This window comes from Microbacterium sp. DMC48 (assembly GCF_056313825.1).
The window spans coordinates 70,524-88,882 of sequence record NZ_JBQUZN010000003.1; the positions used below are offsets into that span (position 1 = coordinate 70,524).

General features: G+C 69.9%; 18 protein-coding genes. 10 read left to right on the plus strand and 8 right to left on the minus strand.

Annotated features, from left to right (window positions below):
- The first annotated feature begins 141 nt into the window (after positions 1-141).
- Positions 142-315 (plus strand): DUF5302 domain-containing protein, encoded by a 174-nt coding sequence (locus ACT53O_RS00390; RefSeq protein ID WP_162722461.1) that lies wholly within the window; start codon positions 142-144, stop codon positions 313-315.
- Between the two features lie 10 nt (positions 316-325).
- Here the strand turns inward: ACT53O_RS00390 and ACT53O_RS00395 are convergent, their stop codons facing one another.
- Positions 326-2,278 carry a GDSL-type esterase/lipase family protein gene (locus ACT53O_RS00395; RefSeq protein ID WP_476150895.1) on the minus strand — a complete coding sequence of 651 codons (1,953 nt, stop codon included), beginning with the start codon at positions 2,276-2,278 and terminating at the stop codon, positions 326-328.
- Positions 2,279-2,429: 151 nt separating this feature from the next.
- On the opposite strand from ACT53O_RS00395, the gene ACT53O_RS00400 reads away from it, so the two are divergent.
- Positions 2,430-3,032 (plus strand): DedA family protein, encoded by a 603-nt coding sequence (locus ACT53O_RS00400; RefSeq protein ID WP_476150897.1) that lies wholly within the window; start codon positions 2,430-2,432, stop codon positions 3,030-3,032.
- Positions 3,033-3,065: 33 nt separating this feature from the next.
- On the opposite strand, the gene ACT53O_RS00405 is transcribed toward ACT53O_RS00400, so the two are convergent.
- The gene (locus ACT53O_RS00405) at positions 3,066-4,508 is read right to left on the minus strand and encodes a cation:dicarboxylate symporter family transporter (RefSeq protein WP_036320258.1); all 1,443 of its coding nucleotides are present in this window, start codon (positions 4,506-4,508) and stop codon (positions 3,066-3,068) included.
- A gap of 174 nt (positions 4,509-4,682) precedes the next feature.
- Here ACT53O_RS00405 and ACT53O_RS00410 point away from each other — a divergent pair, with 174 nt between their 5' ends.
- Entirely contained in the window at positions 4,683-5,948 is a 1,266-nt protein-coding gene (locus ACT53O_RS00410; protein ID WP_476150899.1) for a sensor histidine kinase, read from the plus strand.
- Complete coding sequence (locus ACT53O_RS00415; RefSeq protein WP_476150901.1) at positions 5,945-6,625, plus strand: response regulator; 681 nt, start codon at positions 5,945-5,947, stop codon at positions 6,623-6,625. The genes ACT53O_RS00410 and ACT53O_RS00415 overlap by 4 nt, the downstream gene beginning before the upstream one ends.
- 1 nt (position 6,626) lies before the next feature.
- Here the strand turns inward: ACT53O_RS00415 and ACT53O_RS00420 are convergent, their stop codons facing one another.
- Complete coding sequence (locus ACT53O_RS00420; protein ID WP_295775150.1) at positions 6,627-7,994, minus strand: glucose-6-phosphate dehydrogenase; 1,368 nt, start codon at positions 7,992-7,994, stop codon at positions 6,627-6,629.
- Between the two features lie 52 nt (positions 7,995-8,046).
- Here ACT53O_RS00420 and ACT53O_RS00425 point away from each other — a divergent pair, with 52 nt between their 5' ends.
- Entirely contained in the window at positions 8,047-9,876 is a 1,830-nt protein-coding gene (locus tag ACT53O_RS00425; RefSeq protein ID WP_476150904.1) for a glycoside hydrolase family 15 protein, read from the plus strand.
- 52 nt (positions 9,877-9,928) lie between these two features.
- Here the strand turns inward: ACT53O_RS00425 and ACT53O_RS00430 are convergent, their stop codons facing one another.
- Positions 9,929-10,591: a CE1759 family FMN reductase gene (locus ACT53O_RS00430; protein ID WP_036287646.1), complete on the minus strand. Its 663-nt coding sequence runs from the start codon at positions 10,589-10,591 to the stop codon at positions 9,929-9,931.
- Positions 10,588-11,784 (minus strand): LLM class flavin-dependent oxidoreductase, encoded by a 1,197-nt coding sequence (locus ACT53O_RS00435; RefSeq protein ID WP_187289899.1) that lies wholly within the window; start codon positions 11,782-11,784, stop codon positions 10,588-10,590. The genes ACT53O_RS00430 and ACT53O_RS00435 overlap by 4 nt, the downstream gene beginning before the upstream one ends.
- A 176-nt stretch (positions 11,785-11,960) precedes the next feature.
- Here ACT53O_RS00435 and ACT53O_RS00440 point away from each other — a divergent pair, with 176 nt between their 5' ends.
- Entirely contained in the window at positions 11,961-12,971 is a 1,011-nt protein-coding gene (locus ACT53O_RS00440) for an isopenicillin N synthase family dioxygenase (RefSeq protein ID WP_476150906.1), read from the plus strand.
- Between the two features lie 113 nt (positions 12,972-13,084).
- On the opposite strand, the gene rpsO is transcribed toward ACT53O_RS00440, so the two are convergent.
- Entirely contained in the window at positions 13,085-13,354 is a 270-nt protein-coding gene (gene rpsO, locus ACT53O_RS00445) for a 30S ribosomal protein S15 (protein ID WP_005048780.1), read from the minus strand.
- Positions 13,355-13,514: 160 nt separating this feature from the next.
- On the opposite strand from rpsO, the gene ACT53O_RS00450 reads away from it, so the two are divergent.
- The 3 genes from ACT53O_RS00450 (at position 13,515) to ACT53O_RS00460 (ending at position 16,165) form a co-directional block, all read left to right on the plus strand.
- The gene (locus tag ACT53O_RS00450) at positions 13,515-13,736 is read left to right on the plus strand and encodes a DUF167 domain-containing protein (protein WP_036287653.1); all 222 of its coding nucleotides are present in this window, start codon (positions 13,515-13,517) and stop codon (positions 13,734-13,736) included.
- Positions 13,733-15,031, plus strand: a complete 1,299-nt coding sequence (locus ACT53O_RS00455) for an MFS transporter (protein WP_294982070.1) — start codon at positions 13,733-13,735, stop codon at positions 15,029-15,031. The genes ACT53O_RS00450 and ACT53O_RS00455 overlap by 4 nt, the downstream gene beginning before the upstream one ends.
- A gap of 114 nt (positions 15,032-15,145) precedes the next feature.
- Positions 15,146-16,165, plus strand: a complete 1,020-nt coding sequence (locus ACT53O_RS00460) for a DMT family transporter (protein WP_476150910.1) — start codon at positions 15,146-15,148, stop codon at positions 16,163-16,165.
- Here the strand turns inward: ACT53O_RS00460 and ACT53O_RS00465 are convergent.
- Both ACT53O_RS00465 and ACT53O_RS00470 read right to left on the minus strand, forming a co-directional pair.
- Positions 16,131-16,694, minus strand: a complete 564-nt coding sequence (locus tag ACT53O_RS00465) for a YceI family protein (protein ID WP_135948360.1) — start codon at positions 16,692-16,694, stop codon at positions 16,131-16,133. The two genes, ACT53O_RS00460 and ACT53O_RS00465, sit on opposite strands and share 35 nt — an antisense overlap.
- A 157-nt stretch (positions 16,695-16,851) precedes the next feature.
- Complete coding sequence (locus ACT53O_RS00470; protein WP_135948361.1) at positions 16,852-17,220, minus strand: FKBP-type peptidyl-prolyl cis-trans isomerase; 369 nt, start codon at positions 17,218-17,220, stop codon at positions 16,852-16,854.
- Positions 17,221-17,442: 222 nt separating this feature from the next.
- Here ACT53O_RS00470 and ACT53O_RS00475 point away from each other — a divergent pair, with 222 nt between their 5' ends.
- The gene (locus ACT53O_RS00475; protein ID WP_036315621.1) at positions 17,443-18,309 is read left to right on the plus strand and encodes a fumarylacetoacetate hydrolase family protein; all 867 of its coding nucleotides are present in this window, start codon (positions 17,443-17,445) and stop codon (positions 18,307-18,309) included.
- Positions 18,310-18,359: the final 50 nt, after the last annotated feature.

Consider the following 18,359-nt stretch of genomic DNA (forward strand, 5'->3'; position numbering starts at 1 on the left):
ACCGTTCGCATCGGATCGTGTCGAACGGGAACCCACCACAGGGGACCAGCTTCCTGCCGGCCTGCTCCGGATGCCGCGGAAGATCCACGGCAACCTGCTCAACCCTATCAGTCGCACCTCGGCGTGCGTATGGTTGATGCCATGAGCACCGACGACACGACGGCATCCGAGGAGATGAAGCGCAAGTTCAAGGAGGCGCTCGACAAGAAGAACGCGCAGCGTCGCACCGGCGAGGCCCACCTCGACGGCGACTCCGCGGTGCACGGCACCCACGGCGCGGTCACGAAGCGGGAGTTCCGACGCAAGAGCGGCTGACGTTCGCTCCTCACGGCTGCGCCGCGCGCGTGCGCGCGGTGGATCCTCCGGCCGGCAGTTCGATGTAGTCGGTGTGCTTTGCGGTGATCTCGTCGCCCGCTGTGCGTCCGCGCAGGCGCCGCCAGACCCAGGGCAGAGCGTCGCGCAGCAGCCAGGTCCCGGAAACCGGACGGTCCTCTTCCGCGTGCAGGGCGGCATCGAGCGCCCCGAGCGTTTCCACATCGGGCAGCCCGAGCACCTCCGCGGCGCGGTACGAGACGAAACGGTGGCCCCGCGAGCTCAGGTGCACCTTGTCGTGCGCCCACTTCTCGAGTTCCCCGACGTCCGGATCGCTGTCGAGGTCGAGCAGGAACGCCCCGTGGGCCGACGCCGTCTCGCGCAGCCGCTCGGCGAAACGGGCGAACCGGCGCGCGAACAGACCCGATGCGCGACGAGCGGGAAGAAACGGTGTCACGAGCAGCACGTCGCTGCCGGCGGCCCGCAGCGCGCCGACGGCGTCGTCCAGGCGATCGGCGAGCGCGTCGGGATCGGCGCGATGCGACACGAGGTCGTTCGCGCCGATCAGCACGGTGGTCAGATCCGGCGCGAGCTCGAGAGCCCGTGGCAGCTGCTCGTCGAGGAGATCCCCCACTCGGCGGCTGCGGACGGCGAGGTTCGCGTAGCGCACCGTCGACGACGACCGCTGTGCAAGGAGCGTCGCCAGACGGTCGGCCCAACCGCGGTACTGGCCTTCGGGCATCCGTGACGTGTCGCACAGGCCCTCGGTGAGCGAGTCGCCGAGCGCCACGACACGGCTCCACGACCGGGGTGAGGGCGCGGGCGCGAGGGATGCCGGGTGCGGCCCCGGTGTGCGCGCCGCGTCGGCGGCATGCAGCTGCTGCGCCTCGAGGTAGTAGCCGTGGAGCACGTCGACGAGTGCCGGCCAGGTGCGTCCTTCGACGCCGGCGCGCGCCGCCGCACCGAAGGCGCGCCGCTTGGTCACGTCTCCGACGAGGTCCCGCACGCGCTCACGCAGATCGTCGAGGTCACCGGGCCGGTAGAGCCAGCCGTCCACGCTGGAGCGGACCAGGTCGACGGGGCCGCCACGTCCGGTGGCCACCACGGGAACCCCGCTGGCGTGCGCCTCCTGGATCGTCTGACCGAACGTCTCGCTCTCCCCCGGGTGCACGAAGACGTCGAAGCCGGCCATCGCCTGGGCGAGCTCCAGACCCGAGAGGTGGCCGAGGAACACCGCGCCCGGCAGCGTGCGCTCCAGCCGTGCACGCGCGGGCCCGTCGCCGACGATGACCAGCCGCACGCCCGGCATCCGGGCGATCGCGGCCAGATCCTCCACCTGCTTCTCGGGGGCGAGGCGCCCGACATAGCCGACGATGACCTCGCCGGGAGCGATCCAGTGGCGCCACGCGTCACTGCGGCGGTCGGGGTGGAAACGCTCGGTGTCGACGCCGCGACCCCACAGGCGGGTGCGATCGACGCCGAGCTCGTGCAGCTGCGCCAGCGCCGACGACGACGGGGCGAGGGTGAGAGTCGCACGCGCATGCAAGCGGGCGACGTGCGCCGCGGTGAGGGCCGTCGCCCGCGGCAGACCGTACTTTCTGGCGTAGGCGATGACGTCGGTCTGGTAGACCGCCACGGTCGGCAGGTCCAGGCTCGCCGCCGCTGCAACGGCACGCCAGCCCAGCACGAACGGCGAGGCGAGGTGCACGACGTCGGGACGGTAGTCGCGCAGGATGCCGGCCAGGGTTCCGGTGCGCCCGAGCGCCACGCGGACCTGTGGGTAGCCCGGCAGCGGCATCGAGGGCAGCAGACGCGTCTGCTGGTCAGAGCGCGCGCCCGGAGCGCCCGGGGCGACGACGAGGACCTCGTGCCCGCTCGCGGTGAGATGGCGGACCGACTGCAGCACCGAACCGGTGACCCCGTTCATATGAGGCAGGAACGACTCGGCGACGAACGCGACTCTCATGGGTCCAGCGTTGCGGCTGCAGCGCGTGCGACGGGGCCGAATCGGCCTCGGGAACGCAGTGTTCGCCGAACGGTCCCGCGGCGGCCATCCCGACGTCACCGTCGCACGCGCCGTTCCCCGCGCGTTCATGACGGCGTGCTATTCCGAAGGCGTGACCGACGCGTGGCTGCAGGCCCTCGCCCAGAGTCCCTGGGCCCTCCCCGCGATGGCCGCCCTCGTCGTCGGCGACGCCTTCCTCGTCGTCATCCCCGGCGAAGCCGCCGTCACGACGCTCGGGGCGCTCGCCGTCGCGGAAGGCTCTCCCCCACTCGCCGCCGTCATCGTCGTCGCGGCGGCAGCCGCACTGACCGGAGACCTCGGCTGCTACCTCGTCGGCCGCACCGCGGGCCTCGAACGATGGCGCTGGATGCGCGGTCCGAGAGTGGCAGCGGCTCTCGGCGGGGCGCGTACCGCCTTGCACCGCCGCGGCGCGACGTTGATGTTCACGGCCCGCTTCATCCCGTTCGCCCGCCTCGCCGTGAATCTCGTCGCGGGCGCCTCGCGGATGCCGATGCGGCGATACCTGCTGCTGGCGGCGCCGGCGGCGAGCGCGTGGGCGCTCTATCAGGCCCTGCTGGGGGCGGCCGTCGCCGCACTGATCCCGGGCGGCACCGTCGCCGCGGTCATCGCCTCGGTCGTCGTGGCGATCGTGCTCGGCGCGGCGGCGGACGCGATCGTGGCCCGCGCACAACGGCGCCGCACCCCCGACGCGTGATCGGGGGCGCGGCGCCGTCGTAGGCGGTTCGGGTCAGCGGACCCCGGCGCGCTCGCGGGCACGCTCCTGCTTCGCCTCGGCTTCGGCGATCGCCGCCTCCTCCAGCCCCTGGGTGCCGACCGCCGCGGTGTCGGTCGACATGCCATCGTGACCGTCGCCGGTGAGGGTGGCCTCGTCGAAGGGGATGCGGCCGGCGAGCACATCGCGCACGCGGTCACGGTCGATCTGCTTCGTCCAGGTGCCGATGAGGAGAGTGGCCACCGCGTTGCCGGTGAAGTTGGTGACCGCGCGACCCTCGGACATGAAGCGGTCGATGCCGACGATGACCCCGACACCGTTGACCAGATCGGGGCGGAACGCCTGCAGACCGCCGGCGAGGGTCGCCAGGCCCGCACCGGTGACGCCCGCGGCGCCCTTGGAGGCGATGATCATGAACACCAGCAGGCCGATCTGCTCGGGGATCGACATCGGCATCCCCATCCCCGTCGCGATGAACAGCGACGCCATCGTCAGGTAGATCGCGGTGCCGTCGAGGTTGAAGGAGTAGCCGGTGGGCACGGTGATGCCCACGACGGGCTTGGACACACCGATGTGCTCCATCTTTCCGATCAGACGCGGCAGAGCCGACTCGGAGGAGCTGGTGCCGATGATGAGCAGGTACTCGCGCGCGAGGTACTTGATGAGGCTGAAGATGTTGACCCGGGTGACCGCGTACAGCAGCGACCCGAGCACGCCGATGATGAACACCGCGCACGTGATGTAGAAGGCGATCATCAGGATGCCGAGGCTCACGATGGCCGAGACGCCGGTCTTGCCGACGACCGCCGCGATCGCGCCGAAGGCGCCGATCGGAGCGAGCCAGAGGATCATTCCGAGGATGCGGAACACCAGCACCTGCAGCTGCTTGACCGCGAACATGATCGGCTCGCCCTTCTTTCCGAGCTGCTGCAGGGCGAAGCCCACCAACAGCGCGATGAAGAGCACCTGCAGGACGCTCGGGCCGGTGAAGGCGCTGAAGAACGTCGTGGGGATGATCCCGAGGAGGAAGCTCACGGTGTCGGTGGCCTCTCCGGACTTGCCGGCGTCGTACGTGGCACCGGCCATGTTCAGCCCTTCACCCGGGTGGATGATGTTGCCGACCACGAGGCCGATCGCGAGGGCGAAGGTCGACATCACGAGGAAGTAGAGCAGTGCGAGGCCCCCGATCTTGCCGACCGTCGCCGCTTTCGCGATCGATCCCACCCCGACGACGATGGTGCAGAAGATGATCGGTGCGATCATCATCTTGATGAGGTTCACGAAGGCCTTGCCGACCGGCTCGAGCCCCTTCGCGAACTCCGGCCAGACGAGGCCGACCACCGCGCCCAGGACCACCGCGATGATCACCGCCACGTAGAGCCAGGTGTGCTTGTCCCACGAGCTCTTGCCGCGGCGCCAGTTGTAGCCGGGGAGCTTGAAAGATGATGTGAGGGCCATGTCCGCCTCCAGGTGTGAACGGGTCGTTGTTCGGGTGGCGCCGACGCTGGCGGCCACACGCACAGAGTGCAGCGTCGGCTGCCTCGTGGTTCACTTGTGGTCGTATTGGTCCCGGCGGCCGCTCCGATACCCGTCGGGACGGCCGACGACCCGCCATCGACCGCCGAGGACGCCATGACCCGAAGAATCGGACGCAGCGCCGCGTCCCGGATCTTCCTGTGGCTGGCCGGCGCCGCTCTCGTGCTGGCTCTGGCCACCGCCGGACTGCTGGTGCTGGAGGCGCAGCGCACGGCACGCGCCGAGGCCGAGCGTGTGACGCAGGCGGTGTCGGCTACCCTCGCCGACCTGGAGGAGGTCTCCACGGCTCTCGCGCAGGGCGACGACGTCACCGCCAGCCAGGCGCTGCAGCCGATGGCGACGGCGGTCATGTCGGACGCGGGTGTCGACTTCGTCACGATCATGGATGCCGACGGCATCCGCGTGACGCACCGCGACCCGGCGCAGATCGGAAAGCGCTACATCGGCACCATCCCGAACACCCCGACAGCCCTCACCGAAGAGTTCAGCGGGACCCTCGGACCGTCGCTGCGCACGATCATGCCGGTGGAGGCGGACGGACGCCTCGTCGGCTGGGTCTCGGTCGGCGTGACGATCCGAACGGTCACCGCGCAAGTGGTGCCGCGGCTGCTCGTGGTCGCCGCCGTCGGCCTCGTGCTCGTCGGCGCCGGGCTCGCCGGCGCGGTGCTCGCCCGCCGCGCGACGCGGTTGGTCGCCGGCGACCTCCCCGCCGGCGCCATCCGCGACACCCTGGCATCCGCGGAGTCGATGCGCACGCTCGGCGAGGCCCTGCGCGCACAGACGCACGAGCACGGCAATCGCATGCACGCTGCCGTCGCACTCATCGAACTGGGACGCACGGATGATGCGATCGGCATCCTGACGGATTCGGCGCGTCAGAGTCAGGCGCTGGTGGACCAGGTCGCGGCCCGCACCGAGGGCGATCCCACCGTCGGGGCGCTGCTGCTCGGCAAAGCCTCGCAGGCGATGGAACGCGGGATCGACTGGTCGACCGACATCGCCCCCGACGCTCCCCGCTCGCTGCTCAGCCCGATCGACGCGGTCGCGCTGGTCGGCAACCTCATCGACAACGCCCTGGACGCTGCCGCGAGCGGTCCGGCGCCGAGGTGGGTGCGCGTGCACATGTCGCGCACGGCGGAGGACGAACTGCTGCTCACTGTCTCCGACTCCGGGGACGGCCCCGACGAGGAGGTGCGTGCACGAATGTTCGAGCGAGGATTCTCGACAAAACCGGCCGGCAGCGACGGTCGGGGCGTCGGGCTGGCGCTGGTGCGTGCCGTCATCGACGAGATCGGCGGAACGGTCACCGTCGAGATCTCCCCGACGACGTTCCGCGTCGTCCTGCCGACGGTGCGGTCATGATCGGCGTCCTGCTCGTCGACGACGAGGCGCTGACGCTCGAGCTGCACCGCTCGTACATCGAGCGGGTCGACGGTTTCGAGGTGGTCGCCGAGTGCGCGGGCGCGCGGGCCGCAGTCTCGGCGATTCTGGACGCGTCCGACCGGGAGCGCATCGACCTCGTCCTTTTGGACATGACCATGCCCGACGGCTCGGGCCTGGACGTCCTGCGCCACGTGCGCGCACGCGCCGCCGACGTCGACGTCATCGCGATCACCTCGGTACGCGACGCCGACATCGTCCGTCAGGTGGTCGCCCTCGGCGCGGCGCAGTACCTCGTCAAGCCGTTCACCTTCGCGACCTTCCACGACCGGATGGACCAATATCGCGCATATCGCGAGCGCGCCCGCGCGACATCGGGGGCGGCGACCCAGTCCGAGATCGACGCGATGCTGGGGGCGCTGCGTCCGACGGGCACGATCGAGCTGCCAAAGGGGCTGTCCCCCGCGTCGCTGGAACGGGTGTCCCAGGCCGTCCGCGACGGCGGCGGACTGTCGGCGACCGAAGCCGCCGACGCCTTGGGAATGTCGCGCGTGGCAGCCCGGCGCTACCTCGAGCACCTCGCCGAGGCCGGCTGTGTCGAGCGCGCGCCCCGCTACGGCACGCGCGGACGGCCGGAGACCGAGTACCGCTGGAGATGACTCAGGAAACGCCCCACCCGTCGGGACCGTCCGATCCGGCAGGGTAGTCGTCCATGGGCACGTCGCCGCGCCGCCACGCGTCGCGGACGGGCTGGATGATGCGCCAGCACTCCTCGGCGGCGTCGCCGCGCACGGCCAGCATGGCGTCGCCGTCGAGGATCGCGGCGAGAACCTCCGTGTACGCGGCGTGCGTGCCGAGGCCGAGGTCGGCCTCGAGCGTCGCACGGTGCAGGGCGAACGGCTCGTCACCCCCATTGACCGAGATCTCCATCGTGAGCTTGTCCGGCCCGAGTCCGAAGCGCAGGACGGCACCGCTCGCATCGCCGGTGAACCCCAGCGGCAGGTGGCGCACGGGACGCAGGACGACGTCGACCTCTGCCCGCTTGGCGGCCAGGGCCTTCCCGGAGCGCAGGGTGAACGGCACGCCCGCCCACCGGGCGTTTCGCACCTCGACGCGCACCTGGGCGAGCGTCTCGGTCTCCCGCGCGGGATCGACGCCCGGCTCGTCGACGTACGACGGCATCCGTTCCTCGCCCGCCGTGCCGGCCGTGTAGCGCGCGCGGTGCGAGGAGCGCACGGCGTTGTCGTCCCAGACGTGCGTCGCCCGCAGCACCGCCGCGGTGGCGTCACGCACGTCCGTCGCGGTGAGGGCCGCGGGGGGCTCCATCGCGACGACGGCCATCACCTGCAGCAGATGGCTTTGGATCATGTCGACGAGTGCCCCGGCGTGATCGTAGAAGCCCGCACGCCCCTCCAACCCGAGGGTCTCGTCGAAGCGGATCTCGACCCGCTCGATGTGCTCCGCTGACCAGATGGGCTCCAGAAGCCGGTTCGCGAACCGGGCGCCGAGCACGTCGAGAACGGTGGAGCGTCCGAGGAAGTGATCGACGCGGAAGACCTGCTCCTCGGGCAGCAGCTTCAGCAGTACCGCATTGAGTTCACGCGCGCTGGCTTCGTCCTCACCGAACGGCTTCTCCAACGCGAGGATCGTCCCCTCGGGCAGATCGGCCGGAGACAGCGCCGCGCAGGCGGCCGCCGCCGCAGCGGGCGGCACGGCGAAGTACAGCACGAGCCGCCCCTCCGGGACGGCGCCGATCACCGCGCGCAGGCCCGCGGCGGTCGTCGCGTCGGCCGTGATGAACGGCGTCGATGCGACAGCGGAGAAGGCATCGTCCGCTCCGGCTTCCCGGAACGCGGTCCGCACACGTCGCCGCCACTGCGCGTCGCTGATCTCGGTGCGACCGACACCGACCAGATGCAGCTGCCGTTGCGGTTGTCCTCGCAGCAGATCGGCGAGCGCCGGCAGCAGCAGTCGCTGCGTCAGATCGCCGCTTGCCCCGATGATCACCAGTGTCGACACGTCCGCCATGTGCACACCCTATGTCGCCCGGTGCGGGGCGGCGAGGGGGCAGAATCATTCCGTGGCAGATGCATACGCGGGCCGGATCTCTTCCCCCACGCCCATCGAGGACTACGCGCTCCTGAGCAGCTGCCGCACGGCGGCGCTGGTCTCGCGCGACGGATCGATCGACTGGCTGTGCCTGCCGCGGTTCGATTCGGCATCCGTGTTCGCCGCCCTCCTCGGCGACGACCATCAGGGACGATGGGCGCTGCGGCCCGCCGATCCCGACGCGCGGGCGACACGGCACTACGACGGCGACACCTTCACCCTCATCACGCGCTGGGAGAGCGCGGACGGCGTGGCCGAGGTGCACGATTGTCTGCCCGTCGATCCCCGGCATCTCGACGTCGTGCACCGCGTCGACCTGGTGCGCCGCGTCGTCGGCATCAGCGGCCGCGTCGCGTTCGAGCAGCAGGTGCGGCTGCGCTTCGACTACGCCCGCGCGCTGCCGTGGGTGCGCCAGACCGGGACGGCCGACGCCCCCGAGGTGACGGCGATCGCCGGACCGGATGCCGTGGCCCTGCGCGGTGCACCGTTGACGGCCACCGACCACGTGCACCGCGGCACGCTGAGCGTCGCCGCCGGCGAGCACCGCGACCTCACGCTCACCTGGCATGCCTCGCACCGCCCTGTTCCCGCCCCGCTCGACGTCGAGGATGCCCTGCAGTGCACGCGCGAATGGTGGAGCGCGTGGGCCGAACGCATCGACGTGCACGGGCCGCACCGCGACGTCGTCGTGCGTTCGCTGTTGACCTTGCGCGCGCTCACGCACCGCGACACAGGCGGCATCATCGCCGCACCCACCACGTCGCTGCCCGAACAGTTCGGCGGCGAGCGCAACTGGGACTACCGCTTCGTCTGGTTGCGAGACGCTTCGCTGACGATCGAGGTGCTGCTCGGCCAGGGCTTCGCGCACGTCGTGGCGCACTGGCAGCGCTGGCTGCTGCGGGCGATCGCGGGCGACCCGGCCGACCTGCAGATCGTCTACGGCATCGCCGGCGAGCGCGACCTCATCGAACGGGAGCTCGGCGACCTGCCCGGTTACGGGGGTGCCGCGCCCGTGCGGATCGGCAACGGTGCGGCGCAGCAGTACCAGGCCGACGTGACCGGTGAGGTCATGACGTGCCTGTTCGCCGCGCGTGCGGCCGGCATCGAGCAGTCGGCGATCTCGTGGCCGTTGGAGCGCGCGCTGCTGCGCCGTGCCGAGGAGCGCATCGACGAACCCGATCAGGGCATCTGGGAGATCCGCGGTGCGCCGCAGGTTTTCGTGCACTCCCGGGCCATGGTGTGGGCGGCATTCGATCGCGGCGTGCGCTCGGTGCGCGAACACGGTCTGCACGGCCCCGACGCGCACTGGGAGCAGCTGCGCGACCGGGTGCGCGCCGACATCGACGCTCACGGAGTCTCCCCACGAGGCCATTTCGTGCAGCACACCGCGACGGACGCGGTCGATGCCTCGCTCCTGTTGCTTCCGACGGTCGGATTCTGCGCCGCGGACGACCCGCGCATGCTGGCCACCGTGGCCGAGATCGAGCGCACCCTCATGGTCGACGGCCTCGTGCTGCGCTATCGCACCGAGTCGGGGGTGGACGGGCTGGAAGGCACGGAGAACCCGTTCCTGGCGTGTTCGTTCTGGCTTGTCGAGCAGTACGCGGCGAGCGGCCGTCTCGCCGACGCGCGGGCGCTCATGGACCGCGCCTGTGCCCGCGCGAACGATGTCGGCCTGCTGTCCGAGGAGTACGACGTGGCCGAGGAGCGGCAGGCCGGCAACACCCCGCAGGCGCTCTCGCACCTGGCTCTCGTGCGCGCGGCATCCGCCCTCGCCCGCGCCGAGGCCGCAGCCGGCTGAGACGGCGATGCCCCCGACCGCGCCGGAGCGTGATCGGGGGCGTCGTCAGGAGTCACTCCCCGGCGAGACCGCCGAGCAGGTGACCGAAGGAACGTCCCTCTCCGAGGTAGTTCGCGGGGTCGAACGGGTCGTCGCTGCCGGCGGGCTGACGGCGCGCGACGGCCTCGGCCAGTTCGCGGGCACCGCGCTCGACGCGCGAGCTCAGCGGCGCGACCTGATCGGCCGCGGCGCCCCAGTCGCTGGATGCCGCGAACACACCCGTCGAGACGGCTTCGGCGTGCAGGTAGGCGAACAGCGGGCGGATGGCGTAGTCGATCGCGAGCGAATGACGCGCCGTGCCGGCGTTGGCGCCGATCAGCACGGGCTTGCCCGTGAGCGCGTCGGGGTCGAGCACGTCGATGAACGACTTGAACAGCCCCGAGTAGCTCGTGGAGAAGATCGGGGTGACCACGATGAGGGCGTCAGCCGACACGACCGTGTTGATGGCCGACTCCAGCGCGGGTGGAGCGAAGCCGGTCAGGAGGTTGTTCGTGATGTCGTGTGCGAGATCGCGCAGTTCGATCGTGTCGACGGTGGCCTGGATGGGCGCGCCGTCAGGACCCGTCAGCTCAGCCAGCGCCGCGACCGTCGCCGCCGCCAGGCGGTCGGCGAGCATGCGCGTGGACGAGGGATTCGACAGGCCGGCCGAGACCACGGCGATGCGACGCGCGCTCATCGGGTCGCCCCCACTCCGAACGCGGCACCGGCGGGGGCGGGGGCGTCCTGGTAGGGCGAGGGCCCGCTCAGGTTGTCACCGCGGTTGGCGCGCGGCGTCGCCTGGCGTGAGGGTCCGTCGCCGTAGGCGGCGCGGACCAGAGAGGCGTGCGTCGGGGCGTCCGGCACGTTCTCGGGACGGTCCTTCGCGAACTCCTTGCGCAGCACCGGCACGACCTCGCCGCCGAGGAAGTCGAGCTGCTCCAGCACCGTCTTCAGCGGCAGGCCGGCGTGATCCATGAGGAACAGCTGGCGCTGGTAGTCGCCGAAGATGTCGCGCATCCCCGCGTAGCGGTCGATGACCTGCTGCGGCGAGCCGACGGTCAGCGGCGTCATCTCGGTGAAGTCCTCCATCGACGGGCCGTGGCCGTACACCGGGGCGTTGTCGAAGTACGGACGGAACTGGTTCACGGCATCCTGCGAGTTCTTCGCCATGAACGCCTGGCCGCCCAGGCCCACGATCGCCGTCTCCGGTGCGCCGTGGCCGTAGTGCTCCCAGCGCTGGCGGTAGAGACCGATGAGGCGCTGGTAGTGCTCGGCCGGCCAGAAGATGTTGTTCGCAAAGAAGCCGTCGCCGTAATACGCGGCCTGCTCCGCGATCTCGGGCGTGCGGATCGAGCCGTGCCAGACGAAGGGCGCGACGCCGTCGAGGGGCCGCGGGGTCGCGGTGAAGCCCTGCAGCGAGGTACGGAACTTACCCTCCCAGTCCACGACGTCCTCACGCCACAGCTTGTGCAGCAGCGCGTAGTTCTCGATCGACAGCGGAAGGCCCTGACGGATGTCCTTGCCGAACCAGGGGTAGACGGGCCCCGTGTTGCCGCGGCCGAGCATGAGGTCCATGCGGCCACCGGAGAGGTGCTGCAGCATCGCGTAGTCCTCGGCGATCTTCACGGGGTCATTCGTGGTGATCAGCGTCGTCGAGGTCGAGACGATGAGCCGCTCGGTCTGGGCGGCGATGTACGCCAGCGTCGTCGTGGGCGACGACGACCAGAACGGCGGGTTGTGGTGCTCGCCGAGCGCGAAGACGTCCAGGCCCACCTCTTCGGCGTGCTTCGCGATCTCCACGGTGGCGCGGATGCGCTCGGCCTCGCTCGGCGTGTGGCCCGTGGTGGGGTCCTGCGTGATGTCGCTGACGGTGAAGATGCCGAACTGCATCTGCGGGCTCTTCTCGTTCACGGTGTCCTTCGCCTTCCGGATGCCTCGGCATCCATTCCATGCAAGTGAATGTATCTCGTACAACACCGCGGTGTCCAGGTTATTCCCGACCCGCACACCGGTAACCGGACGCAACATGCCGCCGGCGCCGGCATCAGGACGTCTACCCTCGCCTCATGAGCGATCCCACTCTCCCCGTGCTCGACCTCTCGCTGCTGGACGCGGGGTCGGCGGCGGCAGCGCGCTTCCGCGACGAGCTGCGATCGGCGACGCACGACGTCGGGTTCTTCTATCTCACCGGCACCGGCGTCACCCCCGAGCTGGAACAGCGCCTGCATCGCGCAGCGCGGGACTTCTTCGCCTTGCCGGAAGCCGACAAGCTCGCGATCGAGAACGTGACGAGCCCGCACTTCCGCGGGTACACGCGGGTGGGCGGGGAACACACCCAGGGAAAGGTCGACTGGCGCGAGCAGATCGACATCGGGCCGGAACGGGAGGCGGTCACGGCCCCCGACGCTCCCGACTTCGCGCGACTGATCGGCCCGAACCTCTGGCCGGCGGCTCAGCCAGAACTGCGCGAGGTCGCCGCGCTGTGGCAGGAGCAGCTCACCGGCGTCGCGCGAAAGCTGCTGCGCGCGTGGGCGCTCGCCCTCGGCGCCTCGGAAGGATACTTCGACGACCACTTCGGAGAACCCTCGACGCTGCTGAAGATCGTGCGCTACCCCGGCTCGGCCTCCCCCGAGCCCGCGCAGGGCGTGGGTGCGCACAAAGACTCAGGCGTCGTCACACTGCTGTGGGTCGAGCCCGGCAAGGGGGGGCTCCAGGTCGAGCGCGACGGCGAATGGGTCGACGCGCCGCCCGTGCCGGGAGCATTCGTCGTGAACATCGGCGAGATGCTCGAGTACGCGACCGGCGGCTATCTCATCGCCACCAATCACCGAGTCGTCTCGCCGCGGCATCCGGACGACCGCATCTCGGTGCCCTTCTTCTTCAACCCCGCCCTCGATGCGCGGCTGCCGCTCATCGAACTGCCGCTGGAGATGGCCGCGCAGGCGCGCGGGGTGACGCAGGACCCGACGAACCCGATTCACAGCCTCTACGGCGAGAACGCCCTCAAGTCGCGCCTGCGCGCGCATCCCGACGTCGCCGAGCGCTGGCACGCCGACCTGCTCGCCGCCCGCGCCTGACGCCGGCGCCGGGCGTCAGCGCCTCACGATGCCGTGGAATGACGAGAGCCTCCCCACACCGTGGGGAGGCTCTCCAAGAATGTTTTGCGCGATTGAACGCTGGGCGCGAAGCCTTAGCGGCGCAGACCGAGACGCTCGATGAGCGAGCGGTAACGGTTGATGTCGATGTCCTGCAGGTAACCCAGCAGGCGACGACGCTGACCGACGAGCAGGAACAGGCCACGACGCGAGTGGTGGTCGTGCTTGTGCTCCTTGAGGTGCTCGGTGAGGTCCTTGATGCGCTGCGTCAGCATCGCGACCTGCACCTCGGGGGATCCGGTGTCACCGGGGTGCGTCGCGTACTCTTCGATGATCGCCTTCTTGACGTCTGCTTCCAGTGCCATAGGTGATCCCCTTCCTCTTCGTTGCGCGGCGCCCGACGCCTGATGCGTGGGCTCTCTTTATCCGCGGCCGATCGAACGGCAACCTCAGGAGTCTACCAGCGCCGAGCCCGTCCCGGAAACTCGGCGCCGCGGCCCGGGCCAATCCTCTTAGGCTCGAGGCGTGCAGTTCTCCGTCCACGTCAAACCCGGCAGCCGCAAGGGCCCCCTCGTCGAGCAGGATGCCGAGGGCCTCACGGTCTTCGTGCGCGAGCGCGCCGTCGACGGCGCAGCCAACGACGCGGTGACGCGCGTACTCGCCGATCACTTCGGCGTGGCGCCGCGCGACGTCACGATCCTCCGCGGACACGCCTCGCGTCACAAGCGCGTCGAGGTGGACGCATGAGCGGCAGCCACCTGATCGATCTGACGCCGTTCCGGCACAGCCCTGCGTTCGCGCGACTGTGGATCGGCTCGACGCTGTCGGGGCTCGGCGGCCAGCTCACGATCATGGCCGTCATGCTGCACATGTACGCACTGACATCGTCGACGTTCGCCGTCTCGATGATCGCCGTGGCGGGTTTGGTGCCGATGGTGCTCGCGGGCATCTACGGCGGCATGCTCGCCGACGCCTTCGACCGTCGCACGGTGGCTCTGACGGCCGCGACCGTCACCTTCGCCTCCACGCTGCTGCTGGCCGTTCTGGCCTGGACGCAGCAGGAGGCGGTCTGGTCGCTCTACGTCCTCAGCGTCGTCAACGCGGCCGCCAACTCCATCGTGATGGCGAGCCGCTCCGCGATCATCCCACGCCTTCTCCCCCGCGAGCTGCTGCCCTCCGCAGCGGCCCTGCAGGGCGTCACGGTGGGCATCATGGTGATGGCCGGCCCCGCACTGGCGGGGATCCTGGTGGCGACCACCGGATACGCCTGGACCTACTCCATCGACGTCATCCTCATGCTCAGCCTGTTCCTCGGGCTCTGGACGCTGCCCGCCATGCGCCCCGAGGGCGAGACGGTGCGCCCGGGACTGGAGTCGCTCAAGGACGGGATCGCGTTCCTGAAACGCGCGCCGAACATCCGCCTGCAGTTCGTGATGGACATCGTCGCGATGACCTTCGGCCAGCCGCTCGCCCTCTTCCCGGCACTCGGCATGGTGCTGCTCGGGGGCGGGCCGGTCACGGCCGGCATCCTCACCGCCGCGATCGCGGCCGGCGCCTTCCTCTCGAGCCTGTTCTCCGGGCGCGTCGGCGGATATCGCTGGCATGGACGAGGCATCGCGCGCGCGGTCGAGGTGTACGGCGCGGCCATCGGCGCCTTCGCTCTCGCGTTGGTGCTCGCCGCGGTCGGCGTCGGCGCCCCGAATGCAGTGGATGCCGACCACGCGAACATCGCGATGATCGTCGCCGCCTGCGTGGCGCTGGCCGTCGGCGGCGCCGCCGACAACGTGAGCGCGATCTACCGCTCCACCATGCTGCAGGCTGCGGTGCCGGATGCCGTGCGGGGACGGCTGCAGGGAATCTTCATCGTCGTCGTGGCCGGCGGCCCCCGCATCGGAGCCCTCTACGCGGGGACGCTCGCCACGATCACCACGCTGTGGTTCCCGCCGCTGGTGGGCGGCATCCTGATCATCGCGATCGTCGCGACCCTCGCGCGCCTGTACCCGGGGTTCCGCAGCTACGACGCCGAGAACCCCGTTCCCTGACGCTCGATCCCTGACGCTCGATGCCGCGACCGATTCCTGCCAGGCTTCGGCGGGTTTCGGACGTGGCATACCACGGGCGCCGACGGCGTCCGTGGCCGCCGCTAGAGTCGGCGCGTGACCCGCTCGCCCGCTCCCACCCCGGTCCGCCCGGGGCCGTCCTCGGCGGCGATCGCCGTCCAGTTCGTCCTGATGGGGATCATCTGGGGATCGAGCTTCCTCTTCATGAAGGTCGCCCTCGGCGGCATCTCTCCCGCGCAGGTCGCGTGGGGGCGTCTCGTGCTGGGCGCGGCCACGCTCGGCGCCTTCGTCCTCGTCCGTCGCGACCGACTGCCCGGTCTGGGCCGCGAGAACGCGCGGGTGTGGGGCCATATGACGGTGCTCGCGGTGAGCTTCTGCGTCGTGCCGTTCCTGCTGTTCTCGTGGGCCGAGCAGCACGTGTCGTCGGGCCTCGGAAGCATCTACAACGCGACGACGCCGATCATGACCGCGATCATGGCGGCGCTCGTGTTCCGCGTGGAGCGTCTGAAGCCGGTGCAGATCGCGGGCATCGCCCTCGGCATCGGCGGGGTGGTGGTGATCATCGCACCGTGGACCGGCCTCGACCTCACGCAGAGCCTGCTCGCTCAGCTCGCCCTTCTCGGCGCGACCGCGTGCTACGGCTTCAGCCTCGCGTACATGCGCCGCTTCCTCGCGAACTCGGGCATGAGCCCTCTCGCCTTCTCTTTCGTGAACATCGGGATCGCCGCGGTGATCATGACGATCGTGGCGCCGGCAGTGGCCCTCACGCCCGTACGGCTGGACCCGTGGATCGTGGTGAGCATGGTGCTGCTGGGCTGCCTCGGCACGGGCGTGGCCTACATCTGGAACCAGAACACGCTGCGGGCCTGGGGGCCCACGGCCGCGTCGACCGTGACGTACATCACGCCGGTCGTGGGCGTGGCGCTGGGCTTTCTCGTCCTCGGTGAACGCATCGGCTGGCACGAGCCGGTCGGCGCCGGGATCGTCTTCCTCGGCATCCTCCTCGCGCAGAACCGACTCCGAATGCCGCAACGGCGGCCGTTCCCCGGGAACGGGAACGACCGCCGTCGGACGGAGGGACTCAGGCCTGGAGCGAACCCTGCAGGTCGAGCGTGATCGTGACGTCCTTGCCGACGAGCACGCCGCCGGTCTCGAGGGCCGCGTTCCACGTCAGACCGAAGTCCTCGCGGTTGATGACGCCCGTCGCAGTGGCACCGGCCTTGTAGTTCCCATAGGGGTCGGTGCCGAAGCCGCCGAACTCGAGCTCGAAGGTCACCGGCTTGGTGACACCGTGGATCGTGAGGTCGCCGTCGACGAGGAAGTCGCCGTCCTGGTAACGGACACCGGTGGAGACGAACTCGATCGTCGGGAACTGCGCCACATCGAAGAAGTCGGCGCTGCGCAGGTGGTTGTCGCGGTTCTCGTCGTTCGTGTTGATGGAGGCGACGTCGACGGTCGCGCTGACCTTCGCCTCGAGCGGGTTCTCCGGAGCCTCGATGGTGGCGCTCTTGAGACCGAAGACGCCGCGCACCTTCGAGATCATCATGTGGCGGAGGCTGAAGGTGACCTCGCTGTGCGCGGGGTCGAGCACCCAGGTGCCGGCCTTGTAGCCAGGGATCTCGGGAACGGTGGTGGTGTCGGTCATGTCTGCCATCCTTCGTCGGGGAAACGGTCTGCGGCTAGTCAACACGCGGAATCCGTATGTATTCCCACACATGGAAAAACTCTCGAGGAACAATCCGGGAGAGACGAGGAGGGGGTGGATGCCGCGGCATCCACCCCCTCCTCACGAAAGCGTCCGATCAGCCGACCTTGAGCAGGTCGATGATGAAGATCAGCGTCTTGCCACCGAGGAAGTGACCACCGGCGGGGCCGTAGGCGAGGTGAGGCGGGATGATCAGCTCGCGACGTCCGCCCACCTTCATGCCGGGAATGCCGTCCTGCCATCCCTGGATCAGTCCCCGCAGCGGGAACTGGATCGACTCGCCGCGACCCCACGAGGAGTCGAACTCCTCACCGGACTCGTACTCGACGCCGGCGTAGTGCACGGTGACGTTGTCGCCGGGCTTCGCCTCGTCGCCGTCACCCACGATGATGTCGCGGATGACGAGGTCGGCGGGAGCAGGTCCTGCGGGGGCGTCGAACTCGGGCTTGGTGCGCTCTTCGGTCATACCTCCATCCAAGCATGCGCGGATGGGCCGGGCACCCTCTTGACACCCTCCGAGAGCTCGGAACACAATGAATGCAGGCCAACTCAGCGCCCGGGAGACACGCAGGCATCGCCGCGGCACCGGGCGCTGAGTCTGTGTGTGGGCAGAATCTGTACGGCAGATGCGCGGTGACCGAAATCACCAAAACCTGCGGAGTTCATCGCCCCGCACTACCCTGGAGGGATGCGTTTCGCCCACGTCCTCCTGCCCGAAACGGACGATCCGCAGCTGGTCGTCGTGGTCGCACCCGGACGGATCGCCCCCGTGGCGGACCTGTTCGACGCGGCTCCGCGCACGCTGCAGGCCCTGATCGAGGGGGGCGACGAGCTCCTCGCTCGCGTGCGCGAGGCTGCCCGCGATGTCGACGGCATCCCTCTGGACGGCCTGACATTCGGCCCCGCGGTCGACGCGCCGCCCATCGTTCTGGCCGTCGGTTTGAACTACGCGGCGCACTCCAGCGAGCTCGGCCTCAAGGCCGACACCGCTCCGACCGTGTTCGTGCTCTGGCCGAACTCGCTGTCCGGACACGACGCCACGACCTCGTGGCCGCGATCGCTCAGCGAGTCGGTCGACTACGAATCGGAACTCGGGGTTGTGATCGGTACGCCCGCCAAAGACGTCGCCGCAGAGGACGCGCTGGCCCACGTCTGGGGGTACACGGTGGTCAATGACATCACCGCGCGCGACATCCAGTTCTCGGAAGCGCAGTGGTCACGCTGCAAGTCGTTCGACGGCTTCACCCCCAACGGTCCCTTCGTCGTCACCGCCGACGAGATCGCCGATCCGCAGAACCTGCACATCTGGGCGGTCGTCGACGGTCAGACCGTGCAGGACGCCTCGACGGGACAGATGATCCGCTCGGTGGCAACGCTGATCGCGCATCTGTCGCAGTCGGCGACGCTGCTGCCCGGCACCCTGATCTCGACCGGAAGCCCGGGAGGGGCGGGGTATTCTCGCGATCCGCAGATCTTCCTGCGCGATCGCTCGATCGTGACAGTGGGAATCGACGGCATCGGTGAGCTCACCACTCACTGCCGCATTCTGGACTGACACGCACGACGCCCCGGCGATCCGCACGCGCGGACGCCGGGGCGTCGTCT